Origin of the sequence: Methanoregula boonei 6A8, from assembly GCF_000017625.1 — an archaeon.
Taxonomy (GTDB): domain Archaea; phylum Halobacteriota; class Methanomicrobia; order Methanomicrobiales; family Methanospirillaceae; genus Methanoregula; species Methanoregula boonei.
The window spans coordinates 2,433,404-2,451,483 of the sequence record NC_009712.1; the positions used below are offsets into that span (position 1 = coordinate 2,433,404).

At 53.0% G+C, this 18,080-nt stretch carries 17 protein-coding genes; 10 read left to right on the forward strand and 7 right to left on the reverse strand.

The annotated features are described in order from the left end of the window. Positions 1–30: 30 nt before the first annotated feature. On the reverse strand, positions 31–1,902 hold the full coding sequence (locus tag MBOO_RS12370; RefSeq protein ID WP_012107943.1) for a protein kinase family protein: 1,872 nt from the start codon (positions 1,900–1,902) through the stop codon (positions 31–33). Between the two features lie 217 nt (positions 1,903–2,119). On the opposite strand from MBOO_RS12370, the gene MBOO_RS12375 reads away from it, so the two are divergent. The 4 genes from MBOO_RS12375 (at position 2,120) to MBOO_RS12390 (ending at position 6,254) form a co-directional block, all read left to right on the forward strand. Next, complete coding sequence (locus tag MBOO_RS12375) at positions 2,120–2,644, forward strand: hypothetical protein (protein ID WP_012107944.1); 525 nt, start codon at positions 2,120–2,122, stop codon at positions 2,642–2,644. An 872-nt stretch (positions 2,645–3,516) separates the two neighbouring features. Continuing rightward, complete coding sequence (locus tag MBOO_RS12380; protein ID WP_012107945.1) at positions 3,517–4,758, forward strand: ABC transporter substrate-binding protein; 1,242 nt, start codon at positions 3,517–3,519, stop codon at positions 4,756–4,758. Further along, a complete protein-coding gene (locus MBOO_RS12385; protein WP_012107946.1) occupies positions 4,755–5,459 on the forward strand; it encodes a GTP-binding protein in 705 nt (234 codons plus the stop codon). Before MBOO_RS12380 ends, MBOO_RS12385 begins: the two co-directional genes overlap by 4 nt. Before the next feature lie 87 nt (positions 5,460–5,546). Next, a complete protein-coding gene (locus MBOO_RS12390) occupies positions 5,547–6,254 on the forward strand; it encodes an ATP-binding cassette domain-containing protein (protein ID WP_083756213.1) in 708 nt (235 codons plus the stop codon). 60 nt (positions 6,255–6,314) lie between these two features. Here MBOO_RS12390 and MBOO_RS13250 read toward each other — a convergent pair whose 3' ends face one another. The 6 genes from MBOO_RS13250 to MBOO_RS12415 form a co-directional block, all read right to left on the reverse strand. After that, entirely contained in the window at positions 6,315–7,091 is a 777-nt protein-coding gene (locus MBOO_RS13250; protein ID WP_012107948.1) for a substrate-binding domain-containing protein, read from the reverse strand. Then, positions 7,070–7,258: a hypothetical protein gene (locus tag MBOO_RS14005; protein ID WP_157677704.1), complete on the reverse strand. Its 189-nt coding sequence runs from the start codon at positions 7,256–7,258 to the stop codon at positions 7,070–7,072. Before MBOO_RS14005 ends, MBOO_RS13250 begins: the two co-directional genes overlap by 22 nt. Before the next feature lie 307 nt (positions 7,259–7,565). After that, positions 7,566–8,150 (reverse strand): type IV pilin N-terminal domain-containing protein, encoded by a 585-nt coding sequence (locus tag MBOO_RS14100; protein WP_012107949.1) that lies wholly within the window; start codon positions 8,148–8,150, stop codon positions 7,566–7,568. A gap of 4 nt (positions 8,151–8,154) precedes the next feature. Then, positions 8,155–9,015: a type IV pilin gene (locus tag MBOO_RS12405; RefSeq protein WP_012107950.1), complete on the reverse strand. Its 861-nt coding sequence runs from the start codon at positions 9,013–9,015 to the stop codon at positions 8,155–8,157. Positions 9,016–9,032: 17 nt separating this feature from the next. Beyond that, positions 9,033–9,734, reverse strand: coding sequence for a type IV pilin N-terminal domain-containing protein (locus MBOO_RS13255; protein WP_012107951.1), 702 nt, complete (start codon positions 9,732–9,734; stop codon positions 9,033–9,035). A 2-nt stretch (positions 9,735–9,736) separates the two neighbouring features. Next, positions 9,737–10,513 (reverse strand): type IV pilin N-terminal domain-containing protein, encoded by a 777-nt coding sequence (locus tag MBOO_RS12415; protein WP_332306245.1) that lies wholly within the window; start codon positions 10,511–10,513, stop codon positions 9,737–9,739. A 662-nt stretch (positions 10,514–11,175) separates the two neighbouring features. Between MBOO_RS12415 and MBOO_RS12420 the strand changes: the two genes are divergently transcribed. The 6 genes from MBOO_RS12420 to MBOO_RS13260 all read left to right on the forward strand — a co-directional run bounded on the left by MBOO_RS12420 (position 11,176) and on the right by MBOO_RS13260 (position 17,532). Next, positions 11,176–12,834: an ABC transporter substrate-binding protein gene (locus tag MBOO_RS12420; RefSeq protein ID WP_012107953.1), complete on the forward strand. Its 1,659-nt coding sequence runs from the start codon at positions 11,176–11,178 to the stop codon at positions 12,832–12,834. Positions 12,835–13,009: 175 nt separating this feature from the next. Next, positions 13,010–13,993, forward strand: a complete 984-nt coding sequence (locus MBOO_RS12425; RefSeq protein WP_012107954.1) for an ABC transporter permease — start codon at positions 13,010–13,012, stop codon at positions 13,991–13,993. Then, positions 13,986–14,807, forward strand: coding sequence for an ABC transporter permease (locus MBOO_RS12430; RefSeq protein WP_012107955.1), 822 nt, complete (start codon positions 13,986–13,988; stop codon positions 14,805–14,807). Before MBOO_RS12425 ends, MBOO_RS12430 begins: the two co-directional genes overlap by 8 nt. After that, positions 14,804–15,799, forward strand: a complete 996-nt coding sequence (locus MBOO_RS12435; RefSeq protein ID WP_012107956.1) for an ABC transporter ATP-binding protein — start codon at positions 14,804–14,806, stop codon at positions 15,797–15,799. The genes MBOO_RS12430 and MBOO_RS12435 overlap by 4 nt, the downstream gene beginning before the upstream one ends. Next, positions 15,792–16,613, forward strand: a complete 822-nt coding sequence (locus MBOO_RS12440) for an ABC transporter ATP-binding protein (RefSeq protein WP_012107957.1) — start codon at positions 15,792–15,794, stop codon at positions 16,611–16,613. Before MBOO_RS12435 ends, MBOO_RS12440 begins: the two co-directional genes overlap by 8 nt. 193 nt (positions 16,614–16,806) lie before the next feature. Further along, positions 16,807–17,532: a type IV pilin N-terminal domain-containing protein gene (locus MBOO_RS13260; RefSeq protein ID WP_012107958.1), complete on the forward strand. Its 726-nt coding sequence runs from the start codon at positions 16,807–16,809 to the stop codon at positions 17,530–17,532. The last annotated feature ends 548 nt before the right edge of the window (positions 17,533–18,080 follow it).

The window sequence follows — 18,080 nt, forward strand, 5'->3', positions numbered from 1 at the left end:
ATCCCTATTTCCCCCCAGACTCAATATGCCTTACGGTTTCATCTGGCCAATCAGCTGCTCGACCTCTCTGACCTGTGCTGCGGATTCCGGCGGTGCCATCTGGACAAACTTCCCAAAACAGCGGACTGCATCCCGATCTTTCCCTAAAATCCCGTACGCGGTTCCTTTGTTGAGCCAGGCATCTGCGTAATCCGGCTTCAGCGTGATTGCATGATCGTACGCTGACACGGCCTCTTCGAATTTACCGCGCCGGGCAAGCGACTCCCCTTCGCAATACCATTTTTCCGCCTCGCGCGGCCGGGATGTGTTTTCCCGGGGCAGATTTGGCAGGGGGGTTTCAAACGCAAGCGCAGTCTCAAACCGGCCCAGGGGGGCAGGAGATCCCCCGGTAGAGTACCACGCATCGGTATCTTCCGGATCCACGGTACAGACATGCCGGAACGCGGATACCGCCTCGTCAAACCGGCCAAGCTCGGCAAGCGCGTCACCCTTGTTATTCCAGATCTTTACATCCGCGGGGGCAAGTTCAAGTGCGCGGGTATACGCTGTTACCGCTTCTTCGAGCCGGCCAAGCTCGGCAAGCAAAACCCCCTTGTTGTTCCATGCCCGGGCATCGCCGGGAGAAAGTTCAAGTCCCCGGGAATACGCTGACACTGCCTCTTTTAGCCGGCCGCACCGGGCAAGTAAAGTCCCCTTGTTGTTCCATACCCGGGCATCATTGGGAGACAGTTCGAGCGCCCGGGCATATGCAGACACCGCCTCGTCAAACCGGCCAAGTTCTGCGAGGAAATCCCCTTTGTTGACCAGCGACTGGATGTTCTCCGGCTCAAGGAGGATCGAGCATTCAAAGGCGGTTACAACCTCATCGAAACACGCTGAGTCCGGCTCAACAAATACCTCCCGGGTGCTGTTCCAATCGTTATGCGCCCAGGAATCCTTCCTGCCGATGACTGCGTACTCTTCCCCGGTCAGCTCCCTGAAGACCCGCTTTAGTTCGTTTTTTATTTCCCCGAAATCGGCATACCTGTCCTCCGGCCGCCGTTTCATGCATCTCCCGATCAGCCGGTCCAGGCTCTCCGGTACCTTCGGATTTGAGGACAGGGGGCGCTCGGGGCACCCGCAGAAGATCTCATCTGGCCCATAGAAAGGCATCTTTCCCGTTGCCATCACGTAGAGCAGGACACCAAATGCATAGATATCGGATTTTGTGGATGCTGTACCGTGAAAAGAAAAGTTCTCCTTGATTTTTTGCGGGAATAATTCCGGGGGTGTAAAAGAAAAAGTCCCGGTATCGGCAGGATATTTCCCATGTACAATTCGGGGATCCTGGGGAAATGATTGTGCTATACCGAAATCCCGGATCTTATAGCAGTGTCCGAACCTGAAGACGGGATTTTTCTGCACCATCACGCTGGAAGGCCTGATGCTGCCATGAAACGTCTCCAGCTTCTCATGGGCATATTCCATACCCGTACAGAACTGGATGGCGAAGTCCAGCGTTTTTTCGAGAGGAAAAGATTTCAGGTACTGCCTGAGGACCCCGTTCCCGGTATATTCAGAAAACAACAGGGGCCTGCCATCGACCATCTCTACAAAATCGGCAAAAACGATATTGGTATGGTGACCGAGGCTCACCCACTCGTCTGCCCCGTCCATGAAGTCTTGGACGGCACCCGCATCATTCACGAGATTATCCGGTACGGTTATGATCGAGAGTGTTTTCTTTGCTGTTTGGTCCCGTGCAGTATAGGTAACATACTGGTCGCTTTTGGTTATTTCCAGGAGTTCATAACGGTTTTTTACGAGATACCCGGCAGTCCAGGCTCGGGACGAGGCAGGGTGGCTCCGGGGGGGGTCCTCGCTCTCAAAAAAGAGATCAACAATTTTTTGACGCCAACCCATCGCCGATCAAAGGTAAATTCCTTTTTCAGAGACAATATATCTTTTGATGTAAATGCCAGAATAATGCCAGAAAAATAAAATAAAAGGCCGACTTGAAATAGTTCTCCCCACTCATCAGGGGAATATGCCAGTAAGTGTATAATTGTCACACAGGGGTAACGATGTATGAAATTATCACAGAAGATTATTTTAACCCCTGCACCAGATACACAAAAACATGGGTACTGATCTCCTGACAATTATTGTCTTTACTGTACCGATCTTTATCTCCCTTGAATTTATTCTCGTGATTATCCCCGCCTTGATGAATCGGGCAAAAGTCAAACAGAAGCTTCAGTCCCCACCCGATATCCCTGATATTCTCTGCAGGCCCCTCACTCCGGAAGATCGGCTCCTCATGCGGTCCTGGTATGTAGACCGGAGCGATTCCCGCAGTTATATCCGGCAGCCGCTAAACATTTACCCGTCGTCAGTACCTTTCAGGAAGGCACAAAAAGGCAGTACCGGTTCGGATATTCCCCTGCAGGCCGCACCAGGAGCAACAGGTCCGGGACCGGCTAATGATTGGATGGCCATCAACAAGGCCAACGGGAAGATCCAGAATGCAAACAATGCCATTGTGAATGCAAACCGGGCAATAAGCGAGGCAAATGCGGCAATCGAGCGGGCAAACGTCGCAGACCTGGCATGGATGGACTCGCTTGCAGATATCGATCCGCTTGTTTTAGTGGCAAAAAGATAATTTTTACAAAGACACCACCGCAAAAATACTATAATATTTTTCTCTGGCCGGGTTTTGATAAGTCGACGATTGATTTGATATTATTACAGAGGTGAAAAATCCCTCATAAACCGCGAAACTTATCAGGATCCCATTATCCAAGAAAAGATCTTAATGAAGGAGTAACATCCGGACATTTCTGGAAAAGTCAATATGGACTTCGTGCGCAAGCAGTGGATTCCTGAAATTGATGTAAGGGAATTAATGAGATAATAACCGATTAATCGGGAATTTGTAAAAAAAGATAGAGTCGCGAGTTGGCAATTCCGAGAAAAATTCACCAATGTCATCGAACATTCCAGGAAAAATTTGGCAACGTTATCGATAATATTTTCCAAAAAAATCCGGTTGAGATCCGGCGTTTGCGGGAAAATTCCTGTCCAGCCCGTGAGAGGTGTACTGATCCTCCAGAGATATAATCCGGGTTATGCCATTCCGGGCCCGTATGGGCCACGTTTTAAAAAAGCCTAAATTGGCTCTATTTTTTAAATCGGATAAAAAAATTGTTTGTTTTTTCGCGTTTTTGGGCCGCTTATGGGCATTATATGGGGCTCAATTCGGGCGTATTTTGGTTTAAAAAAAAGGCTTATTAAGGTGAGAAATTTCGAGAGGGACAATCAGATGAGGTTACGGGCTTATTTTTTTAGGGTCGGGATAAGCTGCCCTGTCAGTGCTATTCCCGTGGTCGATCTTTTCCAAGAACAGGAAAACCGGCCATCAGGAAATCTTCTCCCACCAACACTCACTCTATCACGTACTTTATCTAATTTTCCGTGAAAAGTAATCCAGAATAGTTGATACACGGCCATTCCATCGGCCAGGAAAAGAAATACATGGACGAGAATCCCGAGGATCCGATCTACATCATCCCGGATCATTCCATCCGGTCAGTGCTCAACCGGTACCCAGAATTAGAGCATCTCTTTGAATCCTACGGTCTTGCCGAACTCAAAGATGCTCCGAGCCGATCGAAAAACGCAGTGTACCTCACCCTTGCCGATGCGCTCTGTGACAAAAAAATCGATTGTATCGGGTTTATAGCTCTCGCAAAGGAACATGTTGTCGCATACCGCACGCCCAAGAACAAAACGCTTGCTGCCCGTAGCTACAACCAGCGTGACCTGCAGTTTCTGGGTCTCATGCCCTGCCCGGTCAAGATCCCTTTTGATTCTGCGTTTGCGCAGTTTATATCCCGTAAGTGGCGCGGGAACCCCCCGTTCTCGTACCTCATCGAGTCCAACGCGAACAACCAGCTTGCCTACTATAACCACATCCCGGCATTTAAGAACCTTTCCGATATGCCGGATATCGTAATCTCCCCGGGCCTGAACGGGTACTATCACCGGTTTTTCTTTGACCATTTCCGAAAGAAAAAGTATTTTTCCGATGTCATGGAACACGCGGATATACCCTATGATAACTTCGATCTCCGCGACCCGGATGGGTACTACTCAATGCTGGGCGCAAACATCGATGTCATGGTAGTAGACAATACCAGGATCGGGGACCGGAAGATCCCAGAGCGCTGGACCGATCTGCTCCTGCCGGAATTCCAGGAATCTGTTGCGATCCGTGGACAGGACGGGTTTTTCTGCGAGACCGTGCTCCTCACGCTCTACAAGGAGACCGGCCTTTCCGGCGTTCGCACGCTTGCCCGGTCGATCGCCTCCGCGGTTCATCCTGCGCAGATGGTCAAAAATGCCGGCTCAAAGGCCGGTGGGGCAGCAGTCTCGATCATGCCGCTTTTCTTTGCCAACCTTGCAAAGAAAACAAAGGATGTCACCATTGTCTGGCCTGATGACGGCGCCATTGTAAGCCCCGTTACCATGATTGTCAAACGAAAACACCGAGAGGATCTTGATCCACTCATCTCGTATCTTGCCGGAAAAGAGACCGGATCGCTTCTCTCTGGCGTACACTTCCCGAGCATGGCAGCAGGTGCCGCGCCGTGCGTCCCCCGTGATGCCGCTTTCAACTGGATCGGCTGGGATTACATACGGGAGCACGATATCGGCGAGGAGACCGAGATGCTTGGCCGCGAATTTGCTGCGATCTATAACGGAAAATCCCCATGAAACTGATCACCGTTGCCGGCCCGCCTTCGTCCGGGAAAACTGCGGTCATCCTCCATATCATAAAAGCAGCGCAGGCTGCCGGGGTCCGTGCAGGTGTGGCCAAATTTGACTGTATCTCGTCTGATGACCCGGCAACTTACCGGAAAGCGCAGATCCCGGTGAGCACCGGTTTATCGGGAGGTCTCTGCCCCGATCATTTCTTTGTGGCAAACATCGAAGCCTGCGTAATATGGGGAAAACGTGAGGGGTTCGATCTCCTGGTCACGGAAAGCGCCGGTCTCTGCTGCCGGTGCTCGCCTCATATCCGGGGCATTACAGCACTTTGCGTCATCGATGTCCTTTCCGGGGTAAACACGCCAAAAAAGATTGGGCCTATGCTCAAACTCGCAGATATTGTTGTGATCACCAAGGGCGATATCGTTTCCCAAGCCGAACGCGAGGTCTTTACCTTTCGGGTCTCGCGTTCGAATCCCCGGGCCGGGATCGTGATGATGAACGGCCTCACTGGCCAGGGAAACACGAGCCTGATGCGGCACCTTCACGAAATCCCGGACGCGGACTCGCTTGAAGGCTCGGAACTCCGGTTTGCAATGCCGGCTGCGCTCTGTTCCTACTGCCTAGGGGAGACCCGGGTGGGCGACACCTACCAGATAGGAAATGTCCGCCGGATGGAGTTTCCTTCCGGGAGCGGGGAACAATGAGGGGGTGGCGGTACGGGAATTGCTGAGGTCCGGTCGCTCACGATCACCGGTGGCAGGGACAAGTCCGGGCAGGAAGAGGGTGGTGCAATCACCTGCCGGGCTGGCGAAGTGACCTGCATTGTAGGTCCTACCGGCTCGGGAAAGAGCCGGTTTTTAGCTGACATCGAGTCGCTTGCGCAGGGCGACACGGTTACCGGGCGCCGTATCCTCATCAACGGTGCTCCCGTTGCCCCATCAGCTGTACAATCCACGGGGCAGAAACTGGTGGCCCAGCTCTCGCAGCAGATGAATTTTGTTGTGGACCTTTCCGTAGAAGAGTTCCTTTTGCTCCATGCAGAATCCCGGCTCAGCCCGGATCCGGACGGGATAGTCCGGGCCATACTTGTAGCAGCAAACAATTTGAGCGGTGAGAAATTTACCGGGAGTGTATCGGTCACCCAGCTGAGCGGCGGGCAGTCCCGGGCGCTGATGATTGCCGATACTGCCCTCCTGAGCTCCTCGCCCATTGTCCTCATCGACGAGATCGAGAACGCTGGGATAGACCGGAGAAAAGCGCTCGAACTTCTGGTACAAAAGGAGAAGATCACGTTTATTGCCACGCACGACCCCGTGCTCGCCCTCATTGGATCCCGGCGCCTCTGGTTCCGGGACGGCGGCATTGCCGGGATCATAGTGCCCGACAAACAGGAGCGGGAATCGGCAGCATATGTCCGGCAGATGGATGAGCAGTGGGCCCGGTGGCGCGAGATGATAAGGAACGGGAAGTTACTTCATATCGATCCTGACGGCAGATAAATACACGGGCGATTCCCAAAAGGGAATTTAATTACAGCGATCTACAAAAGAGGGATATATTCAGGTATTGCCAAAGGCGTCTTTGTGCGCTACGATATAATCCATGAATGATGCTGCCTCTTTTGGATGACCGGATGTTTTCAGAAGCACGATGTAATTGTCCATGCCGTACTGGGGTAGGGGAACTTCGGAGAGATTATCACCGGTTCTTGCCTGCTGCATGGAGTAATCCGACATCCAGATACTGGTTGCATCTGCCGAAGAATTGGCAACTGCTGCATATGCCTCGGGAACCCCTGATACCATGAACGGTGTTACGGAAGCATTCGCGTCGGCAACAATATACCCTGCAAGACATCCTCCCGGGGCCGCGTATTTAGTCTGGTTGACCATCGCAACCCTCTTCCCGGATATATCTGCGAGAGAGTGGATCGCGCTTCCCTGAGGGACTACGAGAACTGCTTCAGTGGTATAGAGATAGTCACTATTGACCACAAAACCGCCTGACAGGAGGGTCTCTAATCCTGTCAGGTTGAACAGGGGATACTGCTTTTCTATAATGATCAGGTCTGGGGTCTGATTTCCACTGAGGATTTCGTCAACCATAGCCTGCCGGCCTTTCACACTGATCAGGTTGATCTGCGTGGTGTGACTTTTGCCGTAATCCGTGGCCAGATGGGTCAGGGTGGAGCTCATACCCTGATCGTACGGCATCATCACGGTGAGTACAACTGGCGAAGATCCCGGGACAGTGGACGTTGTTGCATAGAGTGCGATCCCGACACAGACCACACAGATTGCAACAAGACCAATGATTAAAAGGCGATCCCGTGACAAGACTGAATTCCTTTCAGCGGGATGATGTTATACTTTACCAGCAACAATACGAGCACAATCCCGGCGGCGACTGCTGCTGCTCCCGCAACAAACAGGGTCGGGTTTCCGGATGCGGCAGAATAGATCGTTGTCTCGGTCATGCCGCCACAGGTGTTTCCAATGCACATAGTTAACAGAATGTAATTTGTAACCATATGTTTTAAATTTTATGACAGGTAGTTGCAATTCTTTGGTGAACTTTTCAGATAGCCAAAACAAAAGTTTTCGGTAACTGAATTAACACACCTGAATTATGGATGATTTGGAGAGAAAACTGGTCTTTTTTTGCCGGGTATGGAAATGGTCTGGCAGAAAATTATTTTGCAAAAATGGGAAAAATAGTGTTTCCATGACGAGACAAAATATGTTCCAGTCATGGTAACCGGCTTAATAGCCAAGTATGTCGTTATCCGATCTTTTTTCACTTACTACAAATCAGGGCTTAATCGGAATTTTCACCTTTGAGACCATCTGGCCGGTGGTTGTATCAACCTCTATGATGATATCCTTACCCACATTGGCTGGGTTCATAAGGGATTCTGCCCACCATGTAGGCCACTGTGAACCATGACCCGTTGTGGCAAACAGCATCCCCGCCCCGCTCTGCGATCCGATAATCTGCAGGTTGGTCACATTAATATACATCGATGAGCCCGGAGCAAATGCCGGAACACCAATAGTCCCATCGGTAACATTCAGCCATGCATTGCCGTTTGCATCGGTGATCAATGATTTGTTCAAAATTACCGCAGTCCTGTCCAGACCTTCGCCGAATTCACTGCTCGGTGTAAGGGTAATGACAAGCTGCTTTGTAGTGAGCGTGTCCCCACCATTGTGGTACAGGACGAGACCGCTGGACTGGCTGAAGCTTCCCTGGATAGTTGCCTGCGGGGGCTTATCGCTCGTCTTTGCCATGCCACCGGCAAAGGCGCTGACAAGTGCAGCGATGATGATCGTCACTACGAGCATCAGCATCACGCCAACAACCGGAGAGACCGCATTTTCTCTTGAATGTTTCATGATTTCATCCCTCCACGATCACGTTCTTCTGCAGGATCGTCTTTCCGGTGGGTATATGGATGACCCTGACCGAGACCGTGTCCCCGGGCATGAGAACGTTCCAGTTGCTGCCGAGAACCGCCATCATTTCATCGGTTTCGCCGGGCTGGAAGTTGTAGGTTGCACCGTCACCCCCATAGGAGTATGAATAGGGTGCGGTGTTGATCCCGTAGCCTACGGGGAAAGCTGTTCCGGCCTGATCTCCTACGGGTCCCTCTCCCTGGCCGAACGGTTCTGCATACATGGTGGTACCTGACACGAGGTTATAATTCCCAAACCATTGTTGGGCACTGCCCCTTGAGTCGCCAGGTGCAAGATTGTACGAGCTACCCAGTGTGGCTCCTGCCGGCGGGTCGTACGGCTGCCATGGCCACGAGGTTCCATTGACACCTGTTCCGTATCCCAGGGGGGAGTTAAACTGCCAGACTCCGTATTCCATGAATGTGCATGGCTGGTACGTCAGGTTCGTGTTGGTAGTCCCGGGCAGAATCGTTGCACCGCCGGTTACCTGGGTTCCGTTACTTAGCGTTTTACTCCACAAAGTTACAATCTTGAGATTCTGGGTTGAGATACCCGATTCCACACCAATGACCTTGGCGGAGAAATGGCTTCCCGACCAATAGCCGTTGTTGGCAATACTAATATCCATGTCAAGGGTCGGGGCCTTCTGGTTGTTACCGCCAATCAGTCCGCCGGAAAACCCGCTGACCACCGCTGCGATGATGATCGTGACCACGAGCATCAGCATCACGCCTACCACCGGGGAGACAGCCCAGTCATTTCCTGATTTTATGTTTTTTCCCTTTTGTGCACGTGCGATATACATGGTTGTCCGACCTCCCTCTACGGCGTGATCGTCACGTCGGTCCGCGATATCGTGTCGCCACTCTGGTCAGATACAGTGAGCGAGAACGTCTTTCCAACATTGTTCGGGTTCACAAATACGAGGTTCCAGAATGCAGTCTTTGATCCGTCGTAGCCCCAGCCGGTGCCCAGCCATTTTATGGCATATACGTCATTATTTCCCGTACATGCATAGGAATCCCCAATGTATCCGTATGTACCGGAATAAGATGACCCCCTGTCGCATGGGGCCACCGCAGGCTGGAAATACTGGGGATCGATGTAGGTCCGGTTGATATACAGGGAGTCGCCGGCCTTGAATGAGGTAAGATTCGAGGTACCATCCGGATTTTTCAAAGCATTGCCGTTTGCATCCGTAATAATAGATGTGTTGAGCACCTGCGTAGTCACGGCACTGAGGCCCTGTCCGAACTCCGGGTTATCCGAGACCGTAAACATTAGGGACGTTGCTGCAAGCGGATCGCCACCCGCATGGGTGATCGTCATACCTCCGGACTGGCTGTATGTGGCCTGGATCGTTGCCTGCGGTGCTTTCTTCTGACCTGATATCATGCCCCCGGCAAACCCGCTGACCACTGCCGCAATGATGATCGTCACCACAAGCATCAGCATTACACCGACCACAGGGGATACCGCGTGATCGCCGTACTTTTTCTGAGTATAAGATTTTTCCTGTCTCATGGTCACGCCGCCCCTGTCACTACGACATCCTTATCGAAGATCGCTTTGCCACTGGGGATATGAATGATCCGCACATTCACGATATCTCCGGGCCGTAGGTTCTCCCATCCAAGACCAAGTACTGCCTGTGTGGGATCGACATAGCTTGAAGTGAAATAGTTGCTGGAGTAGGCAAACGGTGAACTTACCCCATAACCGTTTGTACTGCTAGTTGCTCCCGCTTCACCACCAACATAGGCCCAGCTTACGGCCCCGGATGGCTGTGCGTAGAGGTTGGTCCCCGACTGCAGGGAATAGTTACCGAAATTCTGCAGGAATGTCGGCATCGTAGGGTTAACATCACTGATCGTTGTCGATCCATTAATGCCAGCACCGAACCCGAACGGTGCTATAGCATTATAGGTGCCAGTCCCAGCCATGTGATTGGCATTCAGGGTCAGGGGAACGGATGTGTTGCCGCCCGTGAATGTCGCACCAATGGCAGTATTACTCGCTACAGAACCTGAAGGATATCCCGGATCATACTTTTTGGTAGTCGACCACGAGGTAACGATCTTGAGATCCTTGGTCTGGATAGGGTCGCTGACACCGGTCACGGTCGCAAAGAACCCGCTCCCGACCCAGCTCCCCATGTTGATAATCTTCACATTCATGGAGAGGGTCGGGGCCTTCTGGGTGCTCCCCCCAACCAATCCCCCGGCAAACCCGCTGACCACTGCCGCAATGATGATCGTCACCACAAGCATCAGCATCACCCCAATAACCGGCGAGACTGCCACGTCTCCATTTTTTTTCGATATACGTTTCAGATAATGCATGTTTTCCCTCTTCAGAGATCTATATGCAGTGGTGGATCAATTTCATGGGATCAAACCACCATGCCAGCACTGCTATTGTAATTGTCAATATTTAACAATTATCATTTGTTAATTGTTTGACATTTATAATCATTTAAACTATTCATCAAAGAATCAGCTGTGGAAAGAGGGGCGTTATATACTTACGAGAAAAAATCCGGGTACTGGCCAATAATGACCCCCCGGGGCCCGATTGGGTACCGAATGATACAAAGTTCAACCAAAAATACCCTTTACAGAGCACCGCTAAAAGGATAATATAATCCCCCACAATTTGGCCAGTTTTTGATTTTCGCCACAAGTCGCGGGGATAATTTTCGTGGTGGACAAAATGATCCCGGTTTTGTGTTCGCCACCTGACCTCGAGGGAAAAAAGCCCGGTTAGGCCCCGGATTGAGGAGCAAAACCGTAGGCCTGAGGGCTGCGCGGTTTTATCCCACAGGGAACGAGATAATTGACAAAATTATCGGGATTGTAAATTCATTACTATATACTCTTTTAAAAAATTAAAGAAAAATAGTTAAATAACTCCGGCTGCGATTGATCACTGCGATTCCATAGTTACCTAATCCTGAGGACACCTGATGAAAAGTACAGTACTCTCCGAAACAAAGACATACCGTGCCGGTATTATTTATGCCCTCTGTATGTCGGGCATCCTGGTTTTCTGTCTTGTTGCCGGATGCACGAACAGCGTTTCAACGTCCCCAGATACCGGAAACCTGACCGGCGTCCCTGCCAATGATGTCATCATCCCGGTCGATTCCCCATCATCGCTCATGTACACCAGCAACATGCAGAAAGGCGGTGTCCCGGGAAGCTCGCTTATTTACGAAGGGCTTGTGATTAAGGACCGGAACGGCATCTTCGATCCCGCGCTCGCACAGAGATGGAGTGTCTCACCGGATGCAAAGACCTGGACATTCGACCTTGTACAGAACGCTACATGGAGCGACGGCGTTCCTTTCACCTGCAACGAGGTCAAGTTCACCAACGATTACATGAAAGCCAACAACCTGACCATGGGTTACGTTCTCTCTGACGTACAGTCCGTGGAATGCCCTGACAATTACACGGCAGTCTTCAACCTCAAGACCCCGTACTCCGCATTCCTCGACCAGATCTCAAGAACCCCGGGGATCACCATCTCGCCTGCGCATATCTGGCAGAACATCTCCGATCCCCAGCATTACAAGGACAACCAGATGATCGGGACCGGGCCGTTTGTCTTTGCCCAGGCAGCTCCCGGGTATTACCAGTTTTCCACCAATGAAAATTACCACGGGCGGGTTCCCACTATCCCCGGTGTGGTTCTCAAGGTGATCACAAACGCCGACAGCCAGGTTCTCGCGCTCAAAAACGGCGAGATCGATGTGGTCTCCGGCCTCACTCCCGCCGTTGCCCAGAGCCTGTCCGGCAATGCTAACATCTCCATCTACTCGATCAACGACACCGGAGCCTGTGAAGTTGCATTCAACATGGCCCAGTACCCGGCAAACATCTCCGCGTTCCGGCACGCGATGAGCCACGCGATCGACCGGGATACCATCAGTTCCCTCTTTGGCACCGGCCGGCCCACGGAGACAACCTTCCTGATCCCGGATCTCGCCGGGGATTACGTTAACCCGGCCGATGTCGGGATGTACAACTATAACCTGACCGAGGCGCAGGAACTCCTCGCACAGGCCGGTTTTGTCAGGAACGCAAACGGGGTCCTCATTGGACCCGATGGTAACCCCGTCACCATCACCATCCCCCTGGGCACCAAAGGCGCCGATGTGAACGATAAGATCATTGCGGTCCTCAAGAACGACTGGGCACAACTCGGGATCAGCGTGAGCACCCTCAATTACCAGGACGCCACCCAGTACCGCAACGCGGTCAATGCCAACCCGGTCTTTATTGACTCCTTCCCGGTCCTCCTCCACGATGACCCGGATGCACTGGGCAATTTTGCGGTCACTCCCCTGCAGGAGACCAACTACTACAACTACAATGACCCTGAGTACAACCGCCTCGTTGCCCGGGTAAAGAATACCACGGACCCGGTTGAGGTAAAGGAGATGACATACCAGCTTCAGGATCTTCTGGCCCAGGATATCCCCACGGTACCCGTTGCTACCACGGATACCCTGGTGGCATACCGGTCGGACCGGTTTGTCGGCTGGGACATCGGGCCCGGATACCACAGCACCATGGACCCAAGAGTCCTCGAAAACCTCACACCGGTACAGCAGACATAACGGATCGCCATGGCGGGCAGGATCAAAAGGCATATCCTCTTTTTGGCTTGCCACGCATGTTTTTCACCGGGAATGTACGCACATCCCTGACCCTGCCAGACTCCTCTCGTTAAAAAAAAGGATTTATCACGATGACCGGCGACAGGCACAAAGAACGACAGGGTGACACCGGCACATGATCAGCGGAAACTATCTTCTCCGCCGCATCTGTTACAGCGGGGCATCGTTTTTTGTCTGCATGACCATCACTTTCTTCCTTCTTCACCTCATGCCCGGGGACTATATCACCAACTACCTTCTCTCCCTTTCTAACCAGATCCCTCAGGCAGCAGTCGACCAGTTCCGCCACCAGTTCGGCCTCGATCTCCCGCTCACCCAGCAGTACGCTCTCTATATTGTAAACATCCTCCACGGGCAATGGGGGTATTCCTATGCGTACGGCCAGCCGGTCTTTTCCATGATCACCGAGAAACTCGGCTGGTCACTGATCCTTCTTGTGCCGGCAACGATTCTCGGTATCCTTATCGGGACAATTATCGGGGCATGGTCGGGATGGAGATCCGGGGGAAAACAGGATCTTGCGATCTTCAATGTCATGATCGTGATCCGGGCAATTCCGGAGTTCTGGTGGGCGATCATGGCCGTGATGGTCTTTGCCTTTTATCTTCGGTGGTTCCCCCTGGGAGGGTACACCAGTATCAGCGTGCTCTCCACCGGCCTCTCCATCCCCGACCTGCTGTACCATGCGATCCTTCCCATCGCCCTGATGACCTTTTTTATAGCCACCGGGAACTACTACGTGATGCGCAACTCGATGATCGCGGTCATCGGGGAGGACTACATCACCACCGCCCGGGCAAAAGGACTCGATGAGCGGAATATCCTCTGGCGCCACGCGCTCAAAAACGCCCTGCTGCCCATGGTGACCATCACCACCTTCCAGTGCGCTGCGATCATCATGGGAAACGTCTTTGTCGAGACGGTCTTTTCCTGGCCGGGGATAGGTTTTCTGACCACCGAAGCGCTCACGAACCGCGATCTGCCGCTGCTCGAAGGCATTTTCCTCCTCGACTCCCTTATGACCATCGGCGCGATGCTCGTGGCTGATATCTTATCTTCCATGATCGATCCCCGGATCAGGATGGGGAACGATGAGTAGGAAGATCCTCCTCTGGGTTGGCATCGCGGTCCTGTGCATCTACATCGGGATTGCGCTGGCCGCTCCGCTGATCGCACCGCAGGGCCCTTCTGCGATTACAGGAAAACCGCTCCAGCCCCCGGACAACCAGCACCTGTTTGGGACAAATCAGGTTGGACAGGATATCCTTGCGCAACTGGTCTTTGGTGCCCGCGTTACCCTGCTCTATGGTTTCTGCTCGGCCCTCCTTGCCGTAACGATCAGTACGAGCATTGGGATCGTGCTCGGGTATTACGGCGGGATCGTGGACGAAATCGCCTGCCGGGTCATCGACGTTATCATGCCAATTCCCATGTTTGTCCTGCTCATTGTCCTGACTACGTTCTTTTCCCCGGGGATCGTCCAGGTCAGCCTGCTCATGGGCCTGATGGGCAGTATCTACGGTATCCGCATCATGCGGGCTCAGGTACTCTCGGTAGCCCGGACCAGTTTCGTGGAGGGGGCCCGGGCTATCGGTGCCTCGGATATCCGGATCATGTCCAGGCATATCCTTCCAAACGTCATGCCGCTGGTGATGGTCAAATTCGTGTCCTCGTCCCAGCAGCTCCTCCTCATGGGCGTTGGACTGAGTTTTATTGGTATGTGGGACACCACGACCGTGGACTGGGGGACAATGATCCAAAACGCGTACTCTCAGGGCGGCCTTGCGCTCGGCCTCTGGTGGTGGATCCTGCCACCCGGGATAGCGGTGATCGGGATATCCCTTGCCCTTGCGATGATCGGGTACAGTTTCGAGGAGAGGTTTAATCCCCGCGTGGAGGTGAACCGGATATGAACGTATCCGGCCAGAACGGATATTCTGAAGGGAAATATCCGGAGGCAGATGTGATGGAACTGATCCACATTACCGGATTAAAGGTCGTCTTCTCCACCCGATCCGAAGAGATCAGGGCCGTGGATATAGTTGATCTTTCCATCGATGAGGGGGACGCTCTCTGCCTGATCGGAGAATCCGGGTGCGGGAAAACGGTCATGGGCATGGCTGCGATCGGCATTCTTCCTAAAAATGCCGGGATCACCGGTTCCATCCGGTACGGAGGACAGGATCTGGTAGCTGCACCGGAACGCTCAATGAAGCAGATCCGGGGACGCGAGATCGCCATGATCTCCCAGAATTCCGCAAACGCCCTCAACCCGGTGATGAAAGTGGGCGACCAGATCGCCGAACCCCTTCTCATCCACCGGCTTTGTTCCCAAAAAGAGGCGCGGGAAAAAACCCTTCAGCTGCTGGAGTCACTCGGGTTTGAGAACCCCACTCAGGCTTTCGACCGCTACCCCCATGAGTTCTCAGGAGGGATGCGGGAGCGGATCCTGATCGCCATTGCACTTATCTGCAATCCCCGCGTCATTATCGCCGACGAGCCGACCGCGGGGCTGGATGCACAGGTCAAAACCCAGATCCTGGGGCTGATTAAAAACCAGGTTACAAACGGCCGGACCCTGTTTTTGATCACGCACGACATGGGAGCGGCAGCGTTTCTCAGTAACCGGCTTGCCGTGATGTACGCCGGTGAAATCCTTGAGATTGGGCCGACAAAAGAAGTGCTTGCCCTGCCCCTCCACCCTTACACCCAGGGCCTGCTTGCCTCTCTTCCTTCAGCCGGGCTCCACCCGATCCCGGGCGTAAGTCCATCCCCCGCTCACTTCCCCGCCGGCTGCCGGTTCTCGGATCGGTGCCCGGCAGTACAGGAACGGTGCCGGGCAGAGCATCCCGTGATGATCGCAGCCCGGGATTCCCGACAGGTCAGGTGTTTCCTGTATGATTGATCTTGAGGGGATCACCAAGATCTACCCGCGCGGATTTCTCCGCCGGCAAAAGAGCGTAGCGGTCAATAATGTCACCCTCTCGATTAAAAAAGGGGAGACGCTGGGCCTTGTCGGGGAGAGCGGAAGCGGGAAGTCATCACTTGGACGGATCGCACTCAGGCTGATCGAGCCAACGAGCGGCACGGTCCGATTTGAGGGTACCGATCTGACAAAGCTCTCCGGGAGAGAGATCCGGAAGTTCCGGCCGCGGATGCAGATCCTCTTCCAGGATCCCGACACCGCTCTCGATCCCCGCATGACGGTACGGCAGAGCGTGGCAGAGCCGCTTGCGATCTGGAACTGTATGGGAAAAGAGGAGATGGGGGACCGGATCGCCGGCCTGCTGGAACTGGTCGGGCTCACCCCTGATCTTATCGACCGGTACCCGTTTGAAATTTCAGGAGGTCAGAAGCAGCGGGTGGCACTGGCCCGGGTCCTGACCCTGAATCCCGAATTTCTCGTTGCCGATGAACCCACCGCAGCGCTCGACCTCTCGGTGCAGGCGCAGGTGCTCAGCCTGATCAAAAACATCCAGAGGAAAACAAATCTTACCCTCCTGTTCATCTCCCATGATCTCCAGGTAATCGGGCAGATGAGCAACAGGGTTGCGGTAATGCACCAGGGCTCGATCGTTGAGCACGGGACCGTTGAGGATATCCTGAATAATCCGCAGGATGCCTATACCCGGCAACTGGTTGCGGCAGCACGGGAGAGCGAGGCATGGCTGGGAAAAACAAGGGAGACCCAGGGGATTTACCAATGCAAAAAAGATTGACTGGATCTTTCGAGGAATTGATCACGCCCGGTCCTACCCCCATTCAGATAAGACACCATGGTCGAAGGGAGGAATAGTGAATACAACAACGAGGAGAGATTTAATTAGAGTGGTTTACTTTATCAAAAATTAAGGTAAATATAACCCACACGGAAAGTTGGACAATGTCCCGGATGAGATGGGGAGATCCTGTATGACCGACAATGATAATCGCACCTTCGAGGTGCCCCGTAGTAAAAATGCACGGGTTTCACAACAGAAACTGTACCACGGCACAAATGCTGTTTCACCGGTTGTCGGGGTCATGCTCATGCTTGTTGTCACAATCATCATCGCGGCGGTTGTATCGGGATTCTCCGGGGGATTTATGGAAACTCCAAGGCCGACGCCCACGGCCATGTTTGATGTGCACATATACGCTCATGAGGGACTGACGGTAAATTCATTGCCTGAAGTATATAGCCCGGATATCACCATCACCGAGATCAGCGGGGATGCCCTGCCGACAAAGGATCTCAAAATCACGACCACATTTACCAACAATACAGGAGCAATTTTTGCAGGAAACCTGAGCGGTGAAGTCGCAATTCGCTGTGCGGGCCAGTACAGCGGTGTGCTGGTTTTACCAGGAAGTAACCCGATAAGCTCGGTTATCAGCAGTTCAACCGGGGGAAATCCCCTCTGGTTCGGGGATCCATCCGCAGTTCTTACTCCCGGGCAGAGCCTGACAACCGCTGTGCAGGTGTGTGGCAGCGGGAATTCCCCCGTCGATAATCCGGGCTTGGACTACCTTTTCGGAGTCAACAACATTGCGGACCTGGAGAATTCCGGTTTTGGCCAAGGCTCTGTTGTGGAAATCAGGATCTTCTATACCCCGGGAGGGGTTATTCTCTTTGACAAGCTCATCAACGTAGAATGATCGCGGATCCTTATGAGGGGGGCATCTTTTCCCGGGATTATCCCTTCTTAAAACGCATTTTTGGGAGAATCCTTAAGAATGCGACCCGTACTTTTTTCCGGAAACAGGGCTCCCGACCATGTGAACAGAGAAAGTCGCGGCAATCTCTTTTGCGATCGGTCAGTCCGACCAATTTTTTTTCAGGGCACACAGTGGGGGCAGGGGGCAATTAATTTTTTTTCGGTGGGGGTGGCAGATCGTGATGATGGGGCGGGGCGATCGTTTTCCGGCATTGCTCACACATGCCCCAGACGGTTCTAGAGCTATGTGGCAAGGGCCTGGGGATCTGGAGGGTATGAAGGGGCTGCTGCCCCCATTCTCCCGCAGGCGATGCCTCCTGCCTCAAGGAATCCGTCCTTGGCGGGGCACGGCGATGAGGATAAAAACCGGAAAAACCGCACTCGCCTAGCGAGACCCCGGCAAGAAAGCCGAGGGAATCGCGGCGGAGCAGGGAGATGTTGAGATCCTGAAAAAATGACTCCCATGGAACACTGGGTAGTTTGCGACAA

What these genes read in the sequence shown, in the direction of transcription:
- MBOO_RS12440 (WP_012107957.1), top strand. Translation starts at nt 15,792, where the DNA reads ATGATTGATCTTGAGGGGATCACCAAGATCTACCCGCGCGGATTTCTC.
- MBOO_RS13255 (WP_012107951.1), bottom strand. Translation starts at nt 9,734, where the DNA reads ATGAGACAGGAAAAATCTTATACTCAGAAAAAGTACGGCGATCACGCG.
- MBOO_RS12405 (WP_012107950.1), bottom strand. Translation starts at nt 9,015, where the DNA reads ATGTATATCGCACGTGCACAAAAGGGAAAAAACATAAAATCAGGAAAT.
- MBOO_RS14100 (WP_012107949.1), bottom strand. Translation starts at nt 8,150, where the DNA reads ATGAAACATTCAAGAGAAAATGCGGTCTCTCCGGTTGTTGGCGTGATG.
- MBOO_RS12425 (WP_012107954.1), top strand. Translation starts at nt 13,010, where the DNA reads ATGATCAGCGGAAACTATCTTCTCCGCCGCATCTGTTACAGCGGGGCA.
- MBOO_RS12385 (WP_012107946.1), top strand. Translation starts at nt 4,755, where the DNA reads ATGAAACTGATCACCGTTGCCGGCCCGCCTTCGTCCGGGAAAACTGCG.
- MBOO_RS12435 (WP_012107956.1), top strand. Translation starts at nt 14,804, where the DNA reads ATGAACGTATCCGGCCAGAACGGATATTCTGAAGGGAAATATCCGGAG.
- MBOO_RS12420 (WP_012107953.1), top strand. Translation starts at nt 11,176, where the DNA reads ATGAAAAGTACAGTACTCTCCGAAACAAAGACATACCGTGCCGGTATT.
- MBOO_RS13260 (WP_012107958.1), top strand. Translation starts at nt 16,807, where the DNA reads ATGACCGACAATGATAATCGCACCTTCGAGGTGCCCCGTAGTAAAAAT.
- MBOO_RS12430 (WP_012107955.1), top strand. Translation starts at nt 13,986, where the DNA reads ATGAGTAGGAAGATCCTCCTCTGGGTTGGCATCGCGGTCCTGTGCATC.
- MBOO_RS12370 (WP_012107943.1), bottom strand. Translation starts at nt 1,902, where the DNA reads ATGGGTTGGCGTCAAAAAATTGTTGATCTCTTTTTTGAGAGCGAGGAC.
- MBOO_RS12380 (WP_012107945.1), top strand. Translation starts at nt 3,517, where the DNA reads ATGGACGAGAATCCCGAGGATCCGATCTACATCATCCCGGATCATTCC.
- MBOO_RS14005 (WP_157677704.1), bottom strand. Translation starts at nt 7,258, where the DNA reads ATGTGCATTGGAAACACCTGTGGCGGCATGACCGAGACAACGATCTAT.
- MBOO_RS12375 (WP_012107944.1), top strand. Translation starts at nt 2,120, where the DNA reads ATGGGTACTGATCTCCTGACAATTATTGTCTTTACTGTACCGATCTTT.